The organism is Paenibacillus sp. FSL H8-0283 (genome assembly GCF_045040675.1).
In the GTDB taxonomy this organism is placed as follows: Bacteria; Bacillota; Bacilli; order Paenibacillales; family Paenibacillaceae; genus Paenibacillus; species Paenibacillus amylolyticus.
In genome coordinates, this window is sequence record NZ_CP150295.1 from 1860450 (window position 1) to 1878342 (window position 17893).

The following is a 17893-nucleotide window of genomic DNA, read 5'->3' on the forward strand; positions in this document are numbered from 1 at the left end:
CATGTTGCAAATTTTTGATATTCGGCAGAAGCCGGACGTGCTGCAAGAAGCAGTACAGTATTTCTGGAAACAATGGGGCTCGGAATCAAGCTTCCATTTCTATCGGGATTGTATAGAGCGTTCTGTGGATACAGAGAGTGATGTACCAAGATTTTATGTGATGTTGGACGGAGACCGAATTATCGGTGGGTGCGCTTTGTTGCGAAGTGATCTGAATAGCAGGCAGGATCTTTTTCCCTGGTTTGCGTGTCTTCATGTTGATCCAGAATATCGGGGCCAGAATCTGGGTGGACAACTTCAGACCCATGCGATGAATGAGGTGAAAGCAAAAGGGTATGACAAGCTGTATTTGTGTACTGATCTGACTGATTATTATGAAAAAAATAACTGGGCCTATATCGGTAAAGGATATTTGCTTGATGATGAAGAGACAAGAATCTATGAATATAAGATTTAATGAAATCATTTCTCATTATTTCGAAGATATCGAGTATACCTTGAGAGCCGTTCCATTTGGCTTGACGAATACGACCAAAATCCTTGAAATACAAGAACAGAGGTTTATCGTTCGTATCTATAATAGACATCTCAAAACGATCGATGGTATTGAACTGGAATGTAAAGTGACAGCTTTCCTTGAAAGCACTCATTCTTCGTTTCAGATCCCACTCTTTCATAGTGCTATAGATGGCCAACACTATTTATTATTAGAAAATGGGACGCTTGCGGCTATTACTACCTTTCTAGAAGGTACTGTACCCCAATTGTCTAGCGTAGACAAATCTAAGAAGTTTGGGCAGCTGGTGGGTGAGTTTTCGACACGAATGAAAGGGTTCCCAATAGGCAAGCAAGTTTACAGGGGAATTTCATTTACTAAAGTGTACGAAATTCATCCGTTAGCTAATCGTCAATCGATTAAAGTTTTTTATGAAAATCTACCTTTTGAATTATCAGTTTCAAAGGTTATCTTTTATCAGAAAATGATCAAAGAAATTAAGAGTTCTAATCTGCAGTTAGAGATATTACCACAACAGTTGGTTCATCATGATTTGTTGATTTATAATTTGCTGGCTCAGAATGAGGAGATCACTGGTGTACTGGATTTTGATTTTATTGGTATGGATGCTGCGTTTATGGAATTCACAATTAGCTTTAACCATGTGGTTCAGGAATCCCAAGGATCAATGGAAATGATTGAGTCCTTTCTTCAAGGATATGGAAGTGAACGCAAGCATTCAGCGCTTGAGTTTAGTTACTTACCTTTACTTACAAAAATCTATTATATAGCAGTACTTCATTTCTATATTGGTCAGTTTTATGCCGGAGCAACGATTGAACACAACTTCACATTTATGATTGAACAGTTTGAGAGGAACATGAATTGGCTGGAAAAGCATAATCTTAGGATTCAAGAGTTGCTTAATATATACTTGGTTTGATTACACGCTTGATGTAATAATTCCTGAGCTGTCGTTATAGGAGGAATGAACCTATGATTACCGAGATTAATAAACATGATTTCCACAAAGTAAAACATCTCACGGACTCATGTCAAAATATTGAAGTCAAAGCGGTGGCGTATGGCTTGAACCCGGGACGGATCTATGTAGATGATGCAGAGAATATCACAGCAGCTCTAATTTGGATACATGGACAATCTGGTTTTCAGTTGATCGGAGATTCTCGAAGTGAACCCTTTTTGAATGAATTGAAAGAGTACATGCGGGAACGTATTGAACCTGAATTATTAAACTTACATATTCATGCTGTTGAAATTGGTGTGGTGGACGAAGCCTGGGAAGATGTTCTTCGGCACATCTCCGGGAAAAGAGATATCTCCAGTGATATTCAGCATGTATTCAAGTTGAATCCAAATCTGATAAGTCAGCAAGCACCTCTCGACATATGTGCTTCACAGGACGAGAAAGTCAGAATTCTCAGGATAGATGAAGTACTATTAGGAGAGAAACGATATAACAATTCTCCATTCTTGAAGGATAAAATCTCTTACTTTTGGAAGACAATAGATGATTTTTTACAGCATGGCTGTGGCTATATTGCAGTGCATAACGATGATATCGCGAGTGTTTGCTTTTCGGCATTTATCGCAGATCAGACACATGCGGTTGATATTGAAACGGTTGAAGTCTACAGAAGAAGGAATTATGGTGCGATGGTGGCAAAAGCTTTTGTGGAAGAATGCAGTCGTGTAGGTATACATCCGTATTGGGATTGTTCACCGGACAATGCAGGCTCAATTCGTCTGGCACAAGATGTGGGGATGTCACTCGATTTTAACTATAGAGTTTACTGGTATGATCTATCCACATAGATGGGTATGAAGGAGGATGTGCTGTGAGCGAATCATTACAGGATCAGATTCACTTTCTCATTGAGATTGATAAACTCAAAACGATTGAACGAAAGACGAGAATTATGCACGGTGAGAGACTTGAAAATGATGCGGAGCATTCCTGGCATCTGGCGATGATGGCCTTGGTTTTGCAGAGTCATGCCAACAAGGATGTGGATATCCTCAAAGTCATTAAGATGCTTCTCGTTCATGATCTGGTTGAGATTGATGCCGGAGATACATTCGCTTACGATACGGTGGGACACACGGATAAATATGATCGTGAACTCAAAGCAGCTCATCGGCTGTTTGGTATATTGCCTAAGGAACAGGCTGAAGAACTATTCCAATTATGGTTAGAGTTTGAAGCAAAGCAGACTCCTGAAGCACAATTTGCCTCATCTCTTGATCGGTTGCAGCCTCTGATCCACAATCATCAGAATGAGGGAGATACGTGGCAGAAATATAACATTACAAGTGATCAGGTATTAAACAGAAACCGTGAGATTGCGAACGGTTCCGAAACATTGTGGGAGTATGCGCAGCAGCTTATTCAGAAATCCGTAGATCAGGGAATCTTGACCAAATCATAAGGGTAGGTTTCACGTATGCACTTTGAAGATGGGGGAGAAGCATGAATGGGGTATATCATGGAGCTAAGAAAACTGGTGGGCCCGCGTCCTCTAATTATGGCGGGCTCATGTGTACTCGTGTTCAACGAGGAAGGTCACCTGTTGCTACAAAAACGTACAGATAGCTTGGATTGGGGGACACTTGGGGGATCCATGGAACCCGGGGAGTCTTTGGAGGAAACAGCTGCGCGGGAATTGTATGAAGAGGCCGGACTGAGAGCGGAATCATTCAAACTCATTAGCATTTTTTCAGGTGAGGACATGTACTATCAGTACCCACATGGTGATGAAGTTTACAACGTCATGGCTGTTTATGAAGCTTCAGGTATCAAGGGCAGCCCAACCATTTTGGATGATGAAGGGCTGGAACTCCGATATTTTGATCTGAATCAGCCGATCCCTGAGATCAATCCGTTTACGGAATATGTGTTGAAGAAGGCAGGATATATTAGAACTAACTAGTAAGAGGAGGGTATGTTATGACGCAGGACTTCTATTGTGATGAGGTGCTGAGTGGTAAAACGCAAGTCAAAGTTGTCATGGAAACAAATAACGTTATGGCTTATCACCATACCCGACCATACTACGAACACCATATCGTGGTGATTCCCAAGATTCATATTCAGTCCTTCATTTCAGAAGAGGAAGAGAATAATGATGAACTACTCTTAGAAATGATGCGTGTCATTAAAAAGATTGCTGCTGACTTGTTAGCTCAGACAGGCTCGTCGAAGATTATAACTAACTTGGGCAGTTATCAAGACTCGAAGCATCAGCATTGGCATATAGTCAGTGGTGAGCGAACTTAGGAAACTGTATACCGGATTACAAAACTTCCACCTTTCACATACGGATGTGGAAGTTTTTTCGTTTTGAACCACTAAACATACCAAACAACTCTTACATCTACCCAAAAATGAACTAAGGAAAAATATGCTAGAATAGGGAGTGAACATTTAAAAGGGTCAATTAGGAGGAATAATAATGATGGTTGGTTCTATAGTTACGATATTTGCAATGTTGATTAATGTGTTGTTATATGGACTGGGCGTGTATGCGCTGATCCTGTTTATTAAGCTAGCCCGACGTGGGATTCAGGCACTGGATATCTACCTGTATGAGAAACGGGGAGAGCGTTTTTAACGTTCACCATCTCACACTCGAACAGAATTATCATTTTTCTCTCAGTGTTTTATCTTTCCTGATCTAGTATGATTAACGCATCAATCCAGTAAAGAGAGGGTTAATGACATGGATGCTTTTTTAGAGCAAATTAACGAGTTAAACGAGCTTCAGAAAGACTTGGTTAGCCTACATCCTTTGTTTGCAGAACATTATCCAGTGGTTGTAGCCTATGAAGCTTTATTATATATCTATGATTATTCGTCCAAAACGCAGCAATATGAGTGGGTGAAGACGGTACCGGACGATTTATATATTCCAGATGAATGCCTTGCTGCGATGCCGGTGCATCATATGAACGGACGAATGTGTGCGATTGTAACGGATACAGCGTTCAAAGATCTGGAGCAGAAAGTCTATCTGTTCCACGAATATGTTCATTGTTATGTATATGAGAAATATGATGAGCGGATCGTGAACCGTCTTCAGATTAAACATAAAATGACGCAATTGAAGCGTGTGACATGGGAACTAGATTATGAGTTTCCGTATGAAGATGAAGTCGTTGTGGAGCGGATTAACTCATTGTTGTCTGCTTTGAAGAGTAAAGACCTGACACAAGTACACACAGCTAGAAAGGCGTTGTTCACTTCATTAAATGAAGAACAAGCCGAGTACTGGAGCTGGTTAGAGTGGAACGAGGGTTACGCGCGTTATATTGAGAATCTGATTCGAGCGAAATTTGGGCAGGAAAGTAATCATTTTGGAGATACTGCTCCGTTTAATCGTCTAGTATTCTATGAATGTGGATCGGAATACATTAGTCTACTTGTGAAGGAGCATCCGGAGTACCATACGGATCTGGAGCAGCTGTTTGACCGCATGCAAGTGGAGAGAATTCAGGGTTAATCACGCATCTACGGTGAAAAAAAGGTGGAACCTAGCGAATTCTTACTATTCCAGTGATCTGCGTTGCACCAGTAGGTTATATCGTTTCTTTTTACTAAGTATAGTAGAATACTTCCCGATAAAAGGAGATCAACTCTATGCCTTTACCTATGGTTCATCTCAATATTGCTAATCGAATTGCAGACTCGCTGCAAATGCAGGCTGATCGAGGTTCATTCTATCTGGGGAATATCGCCCCAGATTCCATACATATGCGCGAAGGTACAACTAGAGATGATAAGGAATACACCCATTTTAACCGGAAAGATGATGGAGATCACGTTGGTGAACTGAAGGATCTTTACTCATTCTATATGCAACAACTTACCGATGAAGGATGGAAGTGGTTTGTGCGAGGATACTTTATGCATGTGCTGACAGACTATTACTGGTTCCGGAGTGTGCATCCTGAATTCGTCGAACGGGTCAACAAGGTAGATCAACATACAGACAGTAGCAGATCGAAGGATGAACTGGCGCGTTTATATTACCAGGAGACGGACCAGATCGATTTTAATCTCTATCAAGGTTCAAGTTGGAGCGAAGAGGTATGGCAGGTGCTCAACAGTTCACCGGGTTATGACATGACGGATCGGTTAACTGCCGATGAGATTGTACGCTGGCGGGACCACACGTTTTCTTTTCTTAATGGGGAAGAACCAGGAATTACTCCTGAGTTCATCACGGGTGAGAGAGTTCAGGTATTTGTGGAAGAGACCATAGAGCGACTGATCTCTATGTTGTCTTCATGGGACCCGGAGTTACGTAACTTGATATGAATATAGATAGTTAGTGCAGTTGAGTCATTTCATTATATACTGTATTTATTACTTCTCTACTCATTACTAGTTTATTTAATACTAAGTCAGGGAGGCACGCAGTATGGTGAAATATGTAGGAATGTTGCTCGTATTTGTCATTGCCACGTTCATTGCAGGGTGTAGCAAACCGAATGAATCGAACGCGGAAGAAGGGCTTCCTGTACTGATCACTTTAACGTGTAATCCCAACCTTGCCTTGGAACCATGCCAAGATGTTGTGTTTGATCGATCTGACGAGATTCGAATCATGATGGAGGCCATACATAAGGCAGAGCGTATGCCAGGTATTATTGATTATGGTACGCAGTACAAGATGAGCATAACAAATGCGGACAGCTCCATAACAAGGTATGATTTTTCACTAGGAATGGATCCCAAGATGCAAGGCTTGTTAGTAAACGAGGAAGACACGCATACTGGATATAGGATTCCTCTTGAGGATGCGAATCAACTAAGAAGACTGATTCAGCGACGTACAGATTAAGAAGGTATATGGGACGGAGAAGAACCTGTGGATGACAAAATTACCATTGAACCTTTGACGCGATCGGATGCAGATGGAGTGTATCAGGTGTTCGAGACAACCATTCCCGCAGCATTTGATCAGGAGGGAATAGGCTCGCTTCTAGATGATATTCAGGATGAAATAGCACAGAAAAAAGCGATGATTCACAAGGCATTGCAAGCAAAGGACAATATAGATGCAAGTGTATTTTTCCTCGTCGCCAAAAGGGGAGATGTTATTGTAGGCACAATCTCGTATGGACCGTGTGGTAAGGAGATTCGAGAATGTACAGAGGGCCGGCTGAACGATATCGGAGAACTGGGTAGCCTGTATGTGTTGCCCGAGGTTCAAGGACAGGGGGTTGGTTCGGCGCTCATTCTTGCACTGGTTACTGAACTGCAACGGCTGGGAATTCAGCAATTCTGCCTGGATAGCGGTTACCAGATCGCACAGAAGAAGTGGCAACGCAAATTCGGTGAACCCTATGTGGTGGCGAACAACTATTGGGGAGAAGGAACAGATCATATGGTTTGGCTGTGTGAAGTACAGGATTTTATAGAGGTTGTTCAAAAAGCCCGCTTTTGATTACGAAGGATGCCTAGTGGCATCATCAGCATCGAATATGGAATTCAGCCGAAATAAGCGGGAGGCTTACGAAGTATGTTTCCTTCGGAAACATTGTAGTTGCTCACGTAGTTTTCCCTACGCTCCGCTACTCCATTTCTAGCTTCATCCCATCTTCTCGGTACTGGAAACCAGTCTTTTTGAACATGCACTAAAGTAAAATGAAATGAACAAAAGAGATGACGACCTGTATTGTATAGGGGTCATCTCTTTATCTTTTTGCATCGATCGTAGACGATTGTTCGTACAGTGTACCATGTGTGTTTTTATGTACCCGAGGAAAAAAGGAGTGAACATATGTCAATACAGTGGAATACACCCAAACAACGGCTGTCCCCTCATGCGGTAAACTTGTGGAGAATTAGCGCCATCATATGGAATGTAATAGGCTTTCTGATACTTGCCGTACTGTTAATACTCGACTCCATCTATGGATGGAAGACGTGGATTGGTTGGATTTTGTGGGGCGTTACGGCCATATCGGTGCTTTATGCGGTGTGGGACATTTTCATCCAGCCGTCATGGTTATACAAGCATTGGTTCTATGATGTGAATGAGGAGTTTCTGCAACTGAAGCGTGGGGCGCTAACCAAGGTACATCAGATCATCCCCATGGCGAAAGTGCAATCGGTTACAACAAATCAGGGACCTTTAATGCGAAAATATGGACTCTATTCCGTATCGGTTGGCACGATGGGTTCATCGCATGAAATCCCGGCATTGCCAGAGGAAGTTGCGCTTGCACTCCGTCATCAGATTGCGTCCTATGCGCGGATTAATGAGGTGGATGAATGATCGATATGAAGCGACATCATCCATTAACCATGCTGTGGAGCTTGTGGAAACGGGTAAAGAATTGGTTCGCTATCGTCCTTTTTTTGTTTGTTTTCCGTCAGGGCTCGGAGTCCCAATGGATATTCTATGGAAGAATCGCTTTTTATGTAGGTGTCTCCATTAGTATCCTGTCCATGATCCTGAAGTGGTTCACCTCGCGTTATGCAGCAGACGATACAGCCTTTCATATCTATAGTGGTGTGTTTAACCGTACCCGAAGAACGATACCTTATACGAAGGTCCAGAATGTGAATCGTCATACAACGTTGTTTCATCGGTTATTCAGGGTGACGTCGATTCGATTCGAGACCGGAATTAAGGGAGAAGATGCTACCTTTCAGTTACACGTTGTTTCACTTTCCGAAGCGGAGCAGCTGGAGAAGATTGTAGCAGGTCATATGGCTGAAGAAGCAGAAACAGCAGGAGCAACAGAGGAACATGATACGTTGGATGCAGTTCAGGTTATGGAAGAGGGAGAGGCGCAATCCGAACCTGTTATAACGGATGAAGTCATGTCTCTACCTGCAAAAGAAAAACAGGAACGGGTTGTTCATTATCATTCCACCCGCAAGGACATATTCAAAGCATCCTTTACCTCGCTTAGTTTTCTCGTACTGATTCCGGTCCTGGCTACGCTCTATTCCTGGGTGAAGGACTTCTTCCCTGATGAAGAAGTAACGGAAAGTTTGTTATTAACCTGGCTTGATTCCTGGTGGATTGCCGGTTTGATGATTTTAGTTTTATTGATTATATCTATTGCTCTGGGCATAGTCAGAACCTTTGTAAAGTATGGTAATTTCCAGATCACCTCGGATGCCAAACGGATCTATATCTCGAAGGGCATGATGGAGCAAACGTCATTTTCAATCTTGAAAGAGCGAGTCCAGGCCGTGAAAATTACACAGTCACCGATGAAAAGGCTGCTTGGATTAGCGGAAGTAGAACTGACCACTGCAGGTAGTCTGGGGGAATCCGAGCAGGAGGTGAACTCGCTCTATCCTTTCTTGCCTGTGAAGCAAGCCTATACCCTGATTGAGGAGATCCTGCCATCCTATCGGGTTACGCAAGAGATGGAAAAACTTCCACGAATATCACTATGGCTGCGCCTGCTCAAACCAAGCTGGGGGTGGATCATAATTACGGGTTTATTGTGGTACTTCAAACCATTGGTGTTTGGGCAGAAACATGCCTGGTGGATGATTTCCGCGATTCTGCTCGTGTGGATTGCAACATGCAGAGTGATGGACTTTTTCCATACCCGATACATTCTGCATCAGAATTTCATTCAACTTCGAACCGGGGCGCTCACTTCAACCCTCTTCATCTCCAAACGTGAGAAAGTCATCGAAGTGCAGATCACCCGTAATGTGTTACAGCGTTGGTTCGGTGTGGCTTCCATTCATACAGTAAACCGCGCCAAGCCAGTACTGCATCATCGGGCACATGACATTTCCCTGGATACGGCCAAATCATTTCAATCATGGTACATGGGTCGTACCCAAGATGTTCAGACCCGTTAATTGCAAGAGCAAGTGCAGGAAGACCACACAAGGTTATTCTGTGCTTGCTCTTTTTAATTGAAGACAGAGGAGGAAGTACATTTTGATTAGAGCTGTATTCTTTGATGTGGACGGTACGTTGCTGAGCGAAATAGATCGGAGTTTATCACCGCGTACAGCTGAGTCGATCCGGGAATTGATTCGTAAAGGCGTTCAAGTTGTACTCGTCACAGGCAGGCCCTATAATTTATGCGAAGAATTCAGAAATCTCGGAATCGATACGATCATTTCGGCTAATGGGGCATTGATCAAAGCAGGTGATGAAGTGATACATAAGTCTGTACTTTCAGCACAGATGGTTAGAGCATTCAGTGAGTTTGCCGAGTTGCATGGGCACAGTATTTCATATTTTACAGAGTCATTTGAGACGAACGGGTTGTGTACAACAGATGGTCGTGTTACTGACGCTTTAAGAGATACGCTTGGACTTATGGATTCCCCACAGAAAATCAGCACGTTGGAACAGGACGTATATTGCATTTGTTTATATGCGGATGAAGCGGAGACGGAGAAATTCCAGTCCAGATTTCCTTCCTTACGATTCGTGAGATTTCATCCGTATGTAGTGAATGTGCTGGAAGCGAGCGAAGTCAGCAAATCTATAGCCGCAGAGAAAGTTCTCGACTACCTGAAGATATCCAGAGAGGATACAATGGCCTTTGGCGATGGGGAGAATGACGTGGATCTGCTAGTGTATGCGGGAATCGGAATTGCGATGGGAAATGGCGGAGAACGGATTAAACAAAGCGCTGATTATGTCACCCTGCGGGCAAGTGAAGATGGAGTCACCCATGCATTGAAGCAATTTAAGATTTTATGAGAATGGATCGGCTAAAAAGATGAAGGATATCCAAATTGTGGATTTTCATGTAGAATGATATAGCACGTATTAAGCCCTAAAGCATAGGGTGTTGATCGAAGGGTGACTTATGAAAAAGGTTGTTATCGTAATCCTGTCTCTTGTCGTACTTGTTGGTGTATCCTCTTCCGCTTATGCTCATCCAGGCAGACTGGATAAGAACGGTGGACATAACTGTTCAGCCAAATCCAAACAAAAGGGTCTGTGCACAGGTTATCACTATCACAAAAAGAAAAAATGAGAATGAGCTGTACAAGATAAACCCGGCCATCGTTCAATGTATGGTTGGGTTTGCATGTGTACCATTGATTTAAAATGATAGAGGCGGTTACACCATGCAGATACAGGAGATATCGGTGTGGAATCATGACGATTTAGTGGCGATGCTGGTCGAAAGCTCCAGTGAGGGGTTCAGACATATCGAGCGATTAATCCATGAATATGAGACAGGAATCAATACATTCGAGCAAGAAGATGAAGCGCTTTTTGAATGCAGAGTGCACGATAAGGTGGTTGGGATCTGCGGTCTGAACAGAGATCCTTATTCTGAAGTGACTGATACAGGAAGAATTCGCAGGCTTTATGTGATGAGAGAATTTCGAAGACATGGGGTTGGGCGCAGGCTGATGGATGCGGTTATTCAAAAAGCGGAATATCATTACGCTCGACTGGTTCTGTACACGGATCAACCGGTTGCTGGATCTTTTTATCGCGACTTGGGATTTAGAGAAGTGAAGAGTATGGAGAAGATAACGCATGTACTGGAATTGGGGGAGAAGGAAGATGGATCATATTAAAGCCGTTATTTTTGATTTGGACAATACAATTCTGAACAGAACGATGACCTTTGACGGCTTCACGCAGAGTTTGATTAAAACCTATTTTGGTCACCTTGAGTCAACCGAAGATATAAGCAAACGAATTATTGAACTCGACCAGGATGGTTATAAGGACAAACCCCTTCTGTTCAACGAGTTGTTGAATGAACTGCCTTGGGCAGAGCATCCACCACATGCAGAACTGATGGAGTTCTATGGCAGAGAGTATGTGCGAAGTTCAGTTCTGATGGAACAGGCGCGAGAAGTCGTTCAGCATCTGCGGGGGAAATACCAAACCGGGTTAATTACCAATGGGCAGACCGATATTCAGTATGGAAAAATCGATCAACTCGGTATCCGGGAGGATTACGACCATATTATTGTTTCAGAGGAGGCTGGAGTCAAAAAGCCCGATCCACGCATATTTCAGCTTGCGCTAGATCATTTCGGTCTAAGCCCTGAGCAATGCATCTACATTGGCGATCATCCGGTGAACGATATTGAGGGAGCAGCAAGCGTAGGTATAAGCACCATCTGGATGAAGGTCAACCAGCCGTGGCAGGACAGGATTACGACTAGTCCTTTACATACGATTGAGCATCTAAGTGAGCTAAAGGAATTGCTGTAGAAGGCGGTTATATAAATTGAATATAACATTTACACAAAACGTAGAGGACAGAAATAACCTGAAGAAGCGGAGCGGTCGCCTTTATCCCCGGATTTACCCTTTAGGAAAGGAATCAAAAAATCTGGGGATAACAGCGATCGGAAGGTTGTTCTGTCATCGGAGTGGCTAGTGTAAATATTCTTTAGTTCAGTTTAAATAGATAAAGACTCCTATAATCACAGTCTGGAAAGCGAGGAACATATGGAAATTAGACAGATGGCTACAGCGTTTTTGAGCAATGGCTCAGACATGCTGATGATGAAGAAGGCGGGTAGCAGATTGTTTGATTTTGAATTCTGGGGTGGCATTGGCGGACATCTGGAACAAGGGGAACTGAACATACCCATGACCGCCAGCTATCGAGAGATTGAAGAAGAGACCGGGTTTAAGCAAGAGGATGTCGAACACTTTCGGCTTCGATATATTCTGTTGGAAGTTAACGGTGGTGAGATTTGGCAGCAGTTTGTATATTTCGGAGAGACCACGCATCGACATTTTGTGCCCTCAGATGAAGGCGAGTTATTCTGGATACCACTGGATGAGGTGTTGGACTTACATTCGTCTATTCTGATCAAAGCAACGCTTAGGCACTATTTACAACACCCAGGAGCAGAGGACATCTGGATTGGAAACGTTCAGAGCGGAACAGACCTAAAGGGCACTCCACAGGTAATATGGAACAGAATGCAGGAAACGATATCATTTGAGCCAAAGGTGGTTAATCGATAATGTTGAAATATAGAACTGAAAGAAAAAAATTGAGATGGATAAATTACCTGTTGATCACTGTACTGATTGCTATAATTCTTCCAAGTAGTCATGTAGAGGCAGGCAGCACGATTACAGTGAAAACGAAGGTCCAATATTACAAAGGACAGCCATACATACATCTAACAGGTGGTAATAAATCTGTGACGGATAAACTGAACAAGACATTTAAACTTCACGCAGTGAAAGCAGCTCGCTTGGACAAAGAAGAAAAGAAATCAAACAAAAAATATTTCTACATCACCATGGCCAGTGTAAAATACAATGCAAAAGAAAATTTGTCTGTGGTATATGAAGATCATGTGTACACTGGCGGAGCACATGGAATGGATGCGACAAAATCATATAACTATGATTTAAGAACGGGGAAAGAACTGAAGCTAAGCGAGTATGTCAAAGACGATACTCAGATGGAGAAGGTGGAGAAATCAATCTCCAACAGTCTATTAGCCATGTATAATGCAGGAGTTTCTATTTTTGAAGAAAATATTTATGATTTTCAGCTTGATCAAACATCTGAATTCTTTTTATATGACAAAGGTATTGTCATCCGATTCCACCCTTATGAGGTTGCACCCTACGCTAAAGGGTTTGTAGATATCAAAGTCCCGTTCAGTAAATTCAACCAATAGATTGTTTGTAATAAAAGGCATGATCCAGTTCAATGAGGTCATGTCTTTTTCTATTTATACAATCATTCAAAATACTCTAAATAATTTCAATAACTTCGGCTTCTATGTTTCTACATACGGAATAAATAGCTTAACCCATTCCAAGAAGGAGGTTTTGTTATGAAACGTATTGGAAACATGTTTCAGGCTGACCGTAGCAGAGTGTAAATGCTATGGCAGCCTGAACGAGCGAACCGGTTTAATTTAGCATAGGGCAGAGGCGGTGGTTATGGGTTGTTGGAAGAAGATGATTTCATAAAACTACGCTGTAATAATTCGATCTTTCGTTCGTCTATTCCGATGTTCTATAGCCTCCTCATAATCCCCGATCAGTGTATCAAAAATATGCTCCCACGACCGCTGCTCAGCCAGCTTTCTGCCTTCCAGTCCCATCATCCTCAATTGGTTCACGTGATTTCCCCAGAGACATATCTCCCGAATCAGTGCATCAGCCTGACCTGGCTCGAATAATACACCATTGCGGTGGTGGGATACCAGATCCTTTACACCTCCAGCATTGGCCGCCACCACAGGGAGTCCTGAAGCCATCGCTTCCAGTACCACATTGCCAAATGTCTCCGTAGAGGAAGGAAACACAAACAGATCTGCCGAAGCATACATAACAGCAAGTTCTTCGCCATGCATATAACCTGTAAAGGTGACATTGGGTGGGGATTGCAGACGCATTTTCGGGAGAGATGGGCCGTCGCCAACGATGATCCAGTGTACACGGGACTGCATTTCCTGGGGCAACTGCTGCATGGTAGTCGTGAGTGTAGCGATATCTTTTTCCGGGGCAATGCGTCCAACGTAGAGTAGAATAAGAGGAGCGGTGATGTGGTATTGTTCACGGATATCCGAGCTGCGTTTATCAGGGGAGTACAGGTTGCAATCAATCCCGCGAGACCAAAGTTTCAGACGCTGAATGCCTTGGGTTTGCAGGGTGTTTAACGTTTCCTGCGATGGAGTTAGGGTTGCATCACAGGCACGGTGGAACCACTGGATATACTTCCAGTAGAGAGGAATCATACTTTTCAACCGGTAGTATTCGAGATAACGATCGAAGTGGGTATGGTAGGAGACAACATGGGGAAGATGGTGTTTGAGGGCATACCTCAGACCAAGCAACCCCATATTAAAAGGCGTGGCGATATGCAGCAGATCGGGTTGAAAGGTTTGTAGTTGCTTGTGCGTGTCTGCTCTGTTGGGTAGAGCAATGCGGCATTCGGGATACAGAAAAAAAGGGATGTTGGCAACCGATCGGACTTGAGTCTCATGGCTTCCTTCAATGACGGAGTTCGGAGTAAACAGCAGATGTTCAATTCTTCTGCGGTTCAGATGGTTACTCAAGCGGTGGAGCGTGCCAGCAACACCATTGGTTTCCGGAAGATAGGTGTCTGTGAACAAGGCCAGGCGCATCATTACCCCTCCCAAGACTCGTGATGTCAAGATCATAACAGCGGAACATTTTCCAGAGGTCAAGTGCATGTTAACTTGACGATATTCCCTGTAAAATGACTTCCGCACGAACATGTAAACTTCCATAAGTTCAACTTGTATAGCGTATTCTGATATGATGTAATAACGTGTCGGCGTAGTTGAACTTGAAATTTACACGAAACGGAGAGGGCAGAAAAAAACTGAAGAAGCGGAGCGTTCGCCTTTATCACCGGATTTTACCCTTTAATAAAGGGATTGAAAAAATCTGGGGATAACAGCGATCGGAAGTTTATTCTGACCGCGTAGTGGTCCAGTGTAAAAAACACGTTCAAACTATTTAGACAGAGAGATACAGGAGGCAGAGAAAGATGAACAAGTTACAAGAAGAATTGCAGGAGTTGTTACCATTTGATCAGCTTGAAGAGATGTCAGGTGAAGAAGTGGTGGGGAGTGTTGCCATGGACCTTTATCGGGCTGAATTTTCGACGATTCGAGAAAGTGGGCCGGAACTTCCGCAAGTATTGCGAGATATCATTCTAATCATTGATCTGGATACCGAGCTGTCCATGAACGGGATGACCGGTTTCCTTGTGAATTCCAGCGGACAGTATCTGGGTGAGACGATAACAGCTATGGAGCGGATCGGCAATGATGCAGATGCCGTGATCCTGAACAAGATAGAGCAGATGTTGTCCAAAAGCGGTGTAACGCACGGGCAATTACGAGATAATGTGAATGGCCTGTCCGAAGATGACATCACGACAAGCCTGCAAACACACGGGGAACAGATTCATGAGGTATTACAGCAGATTGAACTGGAAGCCGCGAATTTGAGCATGCAATCGGATAACGAAGAAAGCTTTGACCTGCTGTATCAATATGTGGACGAAAATAAAGAACGTTTGAAACAGGAGATGCAGCACGATTTGTCTAATTGAGTGATAAGAGATCTTGTATAAAGAAATCCTTCACAACATTATTTGAGGAGGCAAAATGACAAGCATGAACAAACGATTAGCGATGGAATCCTTTTTGGTTACCTTGTTATTCATCATCGGTTTTGTAGCTTGGAACATCGTTCAAGGCATGATCATGACTATGAATTACGTACCTGATCTCATGAACACCGCTTCTTCGGGTACTCTATTGCAATCCAAGGTTGCTTTTGGAAGCCGTGTTCAATGGGATACAACATCCATGATTATGGCTGTTGCCGGATTTATTTTGCTCGCCGCCGCATATTACGGTCTTCGATCAGGAATGCAGCGTTGGACACAGCGTTCTTGATGTTTTATCCGCTTAGAGTCCATGTTCTGTACTTACTTACGCTGCCTTTACAACATACCAATTGAAACTCATTTACAACTGCCCTGAGTCTATTAGACTCAGGGTTTTTGCTATGGCGCGTGCCCAGAGGCACGCATGATCTTGTTGGTGAAAGTCCAACCCAAGGAGGGGCCAAGCCACCTTGGTAGCTAGGATGCTTGCATATGGCGAAATCTGTGTGCAAAAGCGCATCGACAAAAGTACCTGTCAGAAACAGGGCGAGCAACAAGCCAGGCCGTAACATGAAGTGAATCCTGCCGCGTCGTCAAAAAGGCCCTGCAAGGGGGAAAAGAAGGTGCCGAGTCTCGGTCATATAGATGAAGGCCAAGGAAGCTGTGCAGAACTTGGAACAACAGTGAAGAACCTTCCGGCGTAAAGGGAGCGGCATGGCTTGAAAGATCATGCAGTGAACTGGGGAGACCCTCCCCCACACGGATTTTTTTTTTAGGAATTCGTAAAGAGATGCTCTATAAGTCCAAAAGACGAAGTGAAACGTCTGTGGGAAGGGAGTCCGAGGGGCTCATAGTACCGAAGAACCCAAGGACAACATAACCTTGGGGAGGGAAGGAGCCCTGCTTTGTTTATGCTTTTGGAGGAGGTACGAGTGAGTGAATGCCAATCGGCTAACAACACCAAAGGAAAAAGTTCAACAACTCCAAGAAAAGCTAGGTCATGTGGCCAAGGAGAACAGCAAGCGTAAATTCCATGCCTTGTACGACAAAGTCTACCGGGGAGATGTTTTGTGCGAAGCCTGGAGACGAGTGAAAGCGAACAAGGGAGCAGCAGGAGTAGATGCCATGACGCTGGCAGATGTGGAGGAACAAGAAGAAATGAACTTCCTTAAGGACTGCGAACGAGCGTTGAAAGAAGGCAACTACCATCCGCAGCCTGTACGGCGGCACTATATCCCCAAGAAAGATGGGAAGCAAAGGCCGCTGGGCATACCCACCGTGCGCGACCGAGTCATACAGATGGCAACCAAACTGGTAATTGAACCCATCTTTGAAGCGGATTTTGAGGACGTATCCTTCGGATTTCGCCCAAAACGAAGTGCGAAAGGAGCGCTGGAACGAATTCGGAAAGCCTGCAACCGCAAAGGGAATTGGGTAGTCGACGTCGATATCCAAGGTTACTTCGATAACATTAATCAAGAGAAGCTTATGAAATTGGTGCAGATGCGCATCAACGACAGGCGGATACTGAAATTAATACGGAAGTGGCTTCAGGCGGGAGTGATGGAAGAAGGAAACGTAAGGCGCTCCGATTTAGGAACGCCGCAAGGTGGTGTGATCTCACCGCTTCTGGCGAATATCTATCTGAACTATTTTGACCGACTATGGGAGAAACATGGAAGAGGTCTGGGAGAACTGACAAGGTATGCAGACGACTTTGTAGTCATCTGTAAAACCAAAAAGGACGCCGAGCATGCGTATGAACACATAGGCAAAATTATGGAACGTCTGGAGCTAACCCTGCACCCGACCAAAACTCGCATTGTAGGTCTATGGACAGGAAACGAGGGATTCGACTTCTTAGGAATGCACCACCGAAAAACGAAAGCAGAAACGTCGCAAGGGAAGGTATATTACACCACACAGCAATGGCTAACCAAAAAGGCGGAAGAACGAATTCGTGGAGTCATTAAAGAGCGATTATCCCCACCGAGTATGCGATCTAGATCGTTTGCGGAACATGTGAAATGGCTCAATCCGAAAATTCAAGGGTGGAGAAACTATTACTACACGAGTTACAGCCAAAAGAGACTAGCTAAGCTGGATTGGTATATGTTGCAACGGTTAACACGGTGGTACGCGAAGAAGAGACAACGCAGAAAATGGATGGGTTCAATAGCTGAGGTTAAGTACATCGCCAGTCAATATGAATTAAAAACGCTATTGTAATCTGCATGCCCATGAATGACAAACATCGGAAAGCCGTATGAGGGA

Annotated in this window: 23 protein-coding genes; 22 read left to right on the top strand and 1 reads right to left on the bottom strand. The window is 43.7% G+C overall.

Going from position 1 to position 17893, the window contains the following annotated elements; all coding sequences use genetic code 11:
* Position 1: 1 nt before the first annotated feature.
* From MHI52_RS08495 to MHI52_RS08585, 19 genes are all read left to right on the top strand, one after another.
* Positions 2-457: a GNAT family N-acetyltransferase gene (locus tag MHI52_RS08495; RefSeq protein WP_127544667.1), complete on the top strand. Its 456-nt coding sequence runs from the start codon at positions 2-4 to the stop codon at positions 455-457.
* On the top strand, positions 420-1439 hold the full coding sequence (locus tag MHI52_RS08500) for a phosphotransferase (protein ID WP_405158850.1): 1020 nt from the start codon (positions 420-422) through the stop codon (positions 1437-1439). Before MHI52_RS08495 ends, MHI52_RS08500 begins: the two co-directional genes overlap by 38 nt.
* A 53-nt stretch (positions 1440-1492) precedes the next feature.
* Positions 1493-2332, top strand: coding sequence for a GNAT family N-acetyltransferase (locus MHI52_RS08505; RefSeq protein ID WP_405158851.1), 840 nt, complete (start codon positions 1493-1495; stop codon positions 2330-2332).
* Between the two features lie 23 nt (positions 2333-2355).
* Positions 2356-2946 (top strand): HD family hydrolase, encoded by a 591-nt coding sequence (locus tag MHI52_RS08510; RefSeq protein ID WP_405158852.1) that lies wholly within the window; start codon positions 2356-2358, stop codon positions 2944-2946.
* Positions 2947-3003: 57 nt separating this feature from the next.
* On the top strand, positions 3004-3447 hold the full coding sequence (locus MHI52_RS08515; protein ID WP_390925994.1) for an NUDIX domain-containing protein: 444 nt from the start codon (positions 3004-3006) through the stop codon (positions 3445-3447).
* Positions 3448-3464: 17 nt separating this feature from the next.
* Positions 3465-3794, top strand: a complete 330-nt coding sequence (locus MHI52_RS08520) for an HIT domain-containing protein (protein WP_127544653.1) — start codon at positions 3465-3467, stop codon at positions 3792-3794.
* Positions 3795-3969: 175 nt separating this feature from the next.
* Entirely contained in the window at positions 3970-4128 is a 159-nt protein-coding gene (locus MHI52_RS08525; RefSeq protein ID WP_162158967.1) for a hypothetical protein, read from the top strand.
* A gap of 108 nt (positions 4129-4236) precedes the next feature.
* A complete protein-coding gene (locus MHI52_RS08530; RefSeq protein ID WP_405158853.1) occupies positions 4237-5016 on the top strand; it encodes a hypothetical protein in 780 nt (259 codons plus the stop codon).
* Positions 5017-5153: 137 nt separating this feature from the next.
* Positions 5154-5834, top strand: a complete 681-nt coding sequence (locus tag MHI52_RS08535) for a zinc dependent phospholipase C family protein (RefSeq protein WP_405158854.1) — start codon at positions 5154-5156, stop codon at positions 5832-5834.
* Between the two features lie 103 nt (positions 5835-5937).
* A complete protein-coding gene (locus MHI52_RS08540) occupies positions 5938-6360 on the top strand; it encodes a hypothetical protein (RefSeq protein WP_405158855.1) in 423 nt (140 codons plus the stop codon).
* A gap of 27 nt (positions 6361-6387) precedes the next feature.
* Positions 6388-6966, top strand: coding sequence for a GNAT family N-acetyltransferase (locus tag MHI52_RS08545; protein ID WP_405158856.1), 579 nt, complete (start codon positions 6388-6390; stop codon positions 6964-6966).
* A gap of 336 nt (positions 6967-7302) precedes the next feature.
* Entirely contained in the window at positions 7303-7800 is a 498-nt protein-coding gene (locus MHI52_RS08550) for a PH domain-containing protein (RefSeq protein WP_405158857.1), read from the top strand.
* Positions 7797-9359 (top strand): PH domain-containing protein, encoded by a 1563-nt coding sequence (locus MHI52_RS08555; RefSeq protein ID WP_405158858.1) that lies wholly within the window; start codon positions 7797-7799, stop codon positions 9357-9359. Before MHI52_RS08550 ends, MHI52_RS08555 begins: the two co-directional genes overlap by 4 nt.
* A gap of 82 nt (positions 9360-9441) precedes the next feature.
* Positions 9442-10218: a Cof-type HAD-IIB family hydrolase gene (locus MHI52_RS08560; protein WP_339286216.1), complete on the top strand. Its 777-nt coding sequence runs from the start codon at positions 9442-9444 to the stop codon at positions 10216-10218.
* A gap of 109 nt (positions 10219-10327) precedes the next feature.
* The gene (locus MHI52_RS08565; RefSeq protein ID WP_094030640.1) at positions 10328-10498 is read left to right on the top strand and encodes a YHYH domain-containing protein; all 171 of its coding nucleotides are present in this window, start codon (positions 10328-10330) and stop codon (positions 10496-10498) included.
* Between the two features lie 94 nt (positions 10499-10592).
* Positions 10593-11054: a GNAT family N-acetyltransferase gene (locus MHI52_RS08570; RefSeq protein ID WP_405158859.1), complete on the top strand. Its 462-nt coding sequence runs from the start codon at positions 10593-10595 to the stop codon at positions 11052-11054.
* Positions 11041-11703, top strand: coding sequence for an HAD family hydrolase (locus MHI52_RS08575; protein ID WP_405158860.1), 663 nt, complete (start codon positions 11041-11043; stop codon positions 11701-11703). The genes MHI52_RS08570 and MHI52_RS08575 overlap by 14 nt, the downstream gene beginning before the upstream one ends.
* A 255-nt stretch (positions 11704-11958) precedes the next feature.
* Positions 11959-12471 (top strand): NUDIX domain-containing protein, encoded by a 513-nt coding sequence (locus MHI52_RS08580; protein ID WP_405158861.1) that lies wholly within the window; start codon positions 11959-11961, stop codon positions 12469-12471.
* Complete coding sequence (locus MHI52_RS08585; RefSeq protein WP_405158862.1) at positions 12471-13142, top strand: DUF3298 domain-containing protein; 672 nt, start codon at positions 12471-12473, stop codon at positions 13140-13142. The genes MHI52_RS08580 and MHI52_RS08585 overlap by 1 nt, the downstream gene beginning before the upstream one ends.
* Positions 13143-13442: 300 nt before the next feature.
* Here MHI52_RS08585 and MHI52_RS08590 read toward each other — a convergent pair whose 3' ends face one another.
* Positions 13443-14603 carry a glycosyltransferase family 4 protein gene (locus MHI52_RS08590; RefSeq protein WP_405158863.1) on the bottom strand — a complete coding sequence of 387 codons (1161 nt, stop codon included), beginning with the start codon at positions 14601-14603 and terminating at the stop codon, positions 13443-13445.
* Between the two features lie 386 nt (positions 14604-14989).
* Here MHI52_RS08590 and MHI52_RS08595 point away from each other — a divergent pair, with 386 nt between their 5' ends.
* From MHI52_RS08595 to ltrA, 3 genes are all read left to right on the top strand, one after another.
* Entirely contained in the window at positions 14990-15559 is a 570-nt protein-coding gene (locus MHI52_RS08595; protein ID WP_405158864.1) for a hypothetical protein, read from the top strand.
* A 64-nt stretch (positions 15560-15623) separates the two neighbouring features.
* The gene (locus tag MHI52_RS08600) at positions 15624-15908 is read left to right on the top strand and encodes a hypothetical protein (protein WP_405158865.1); all 285 of its coding nucleotides are present in this window, start codon (positions 15624-15626) and stop codon (positions 15906-15908) included.
* A gap of 647 nt (positions 15909-16555) precedes the next feature.
* The gene (gene ltrA / locus MHI52_RS08605) at positions 16556-17848 is read left to right on the top strand and encodes a group II intron reverse transcriptase/maturase (RefSeq protein WP_405158866.1); all 1293 of its coding nucleotides are present in this window, start codon (positions 16556-16558) and stop codon (positions 17846-17848) included.
* Positions 17849-17893 lie beyond the last annotated feature (45 nt).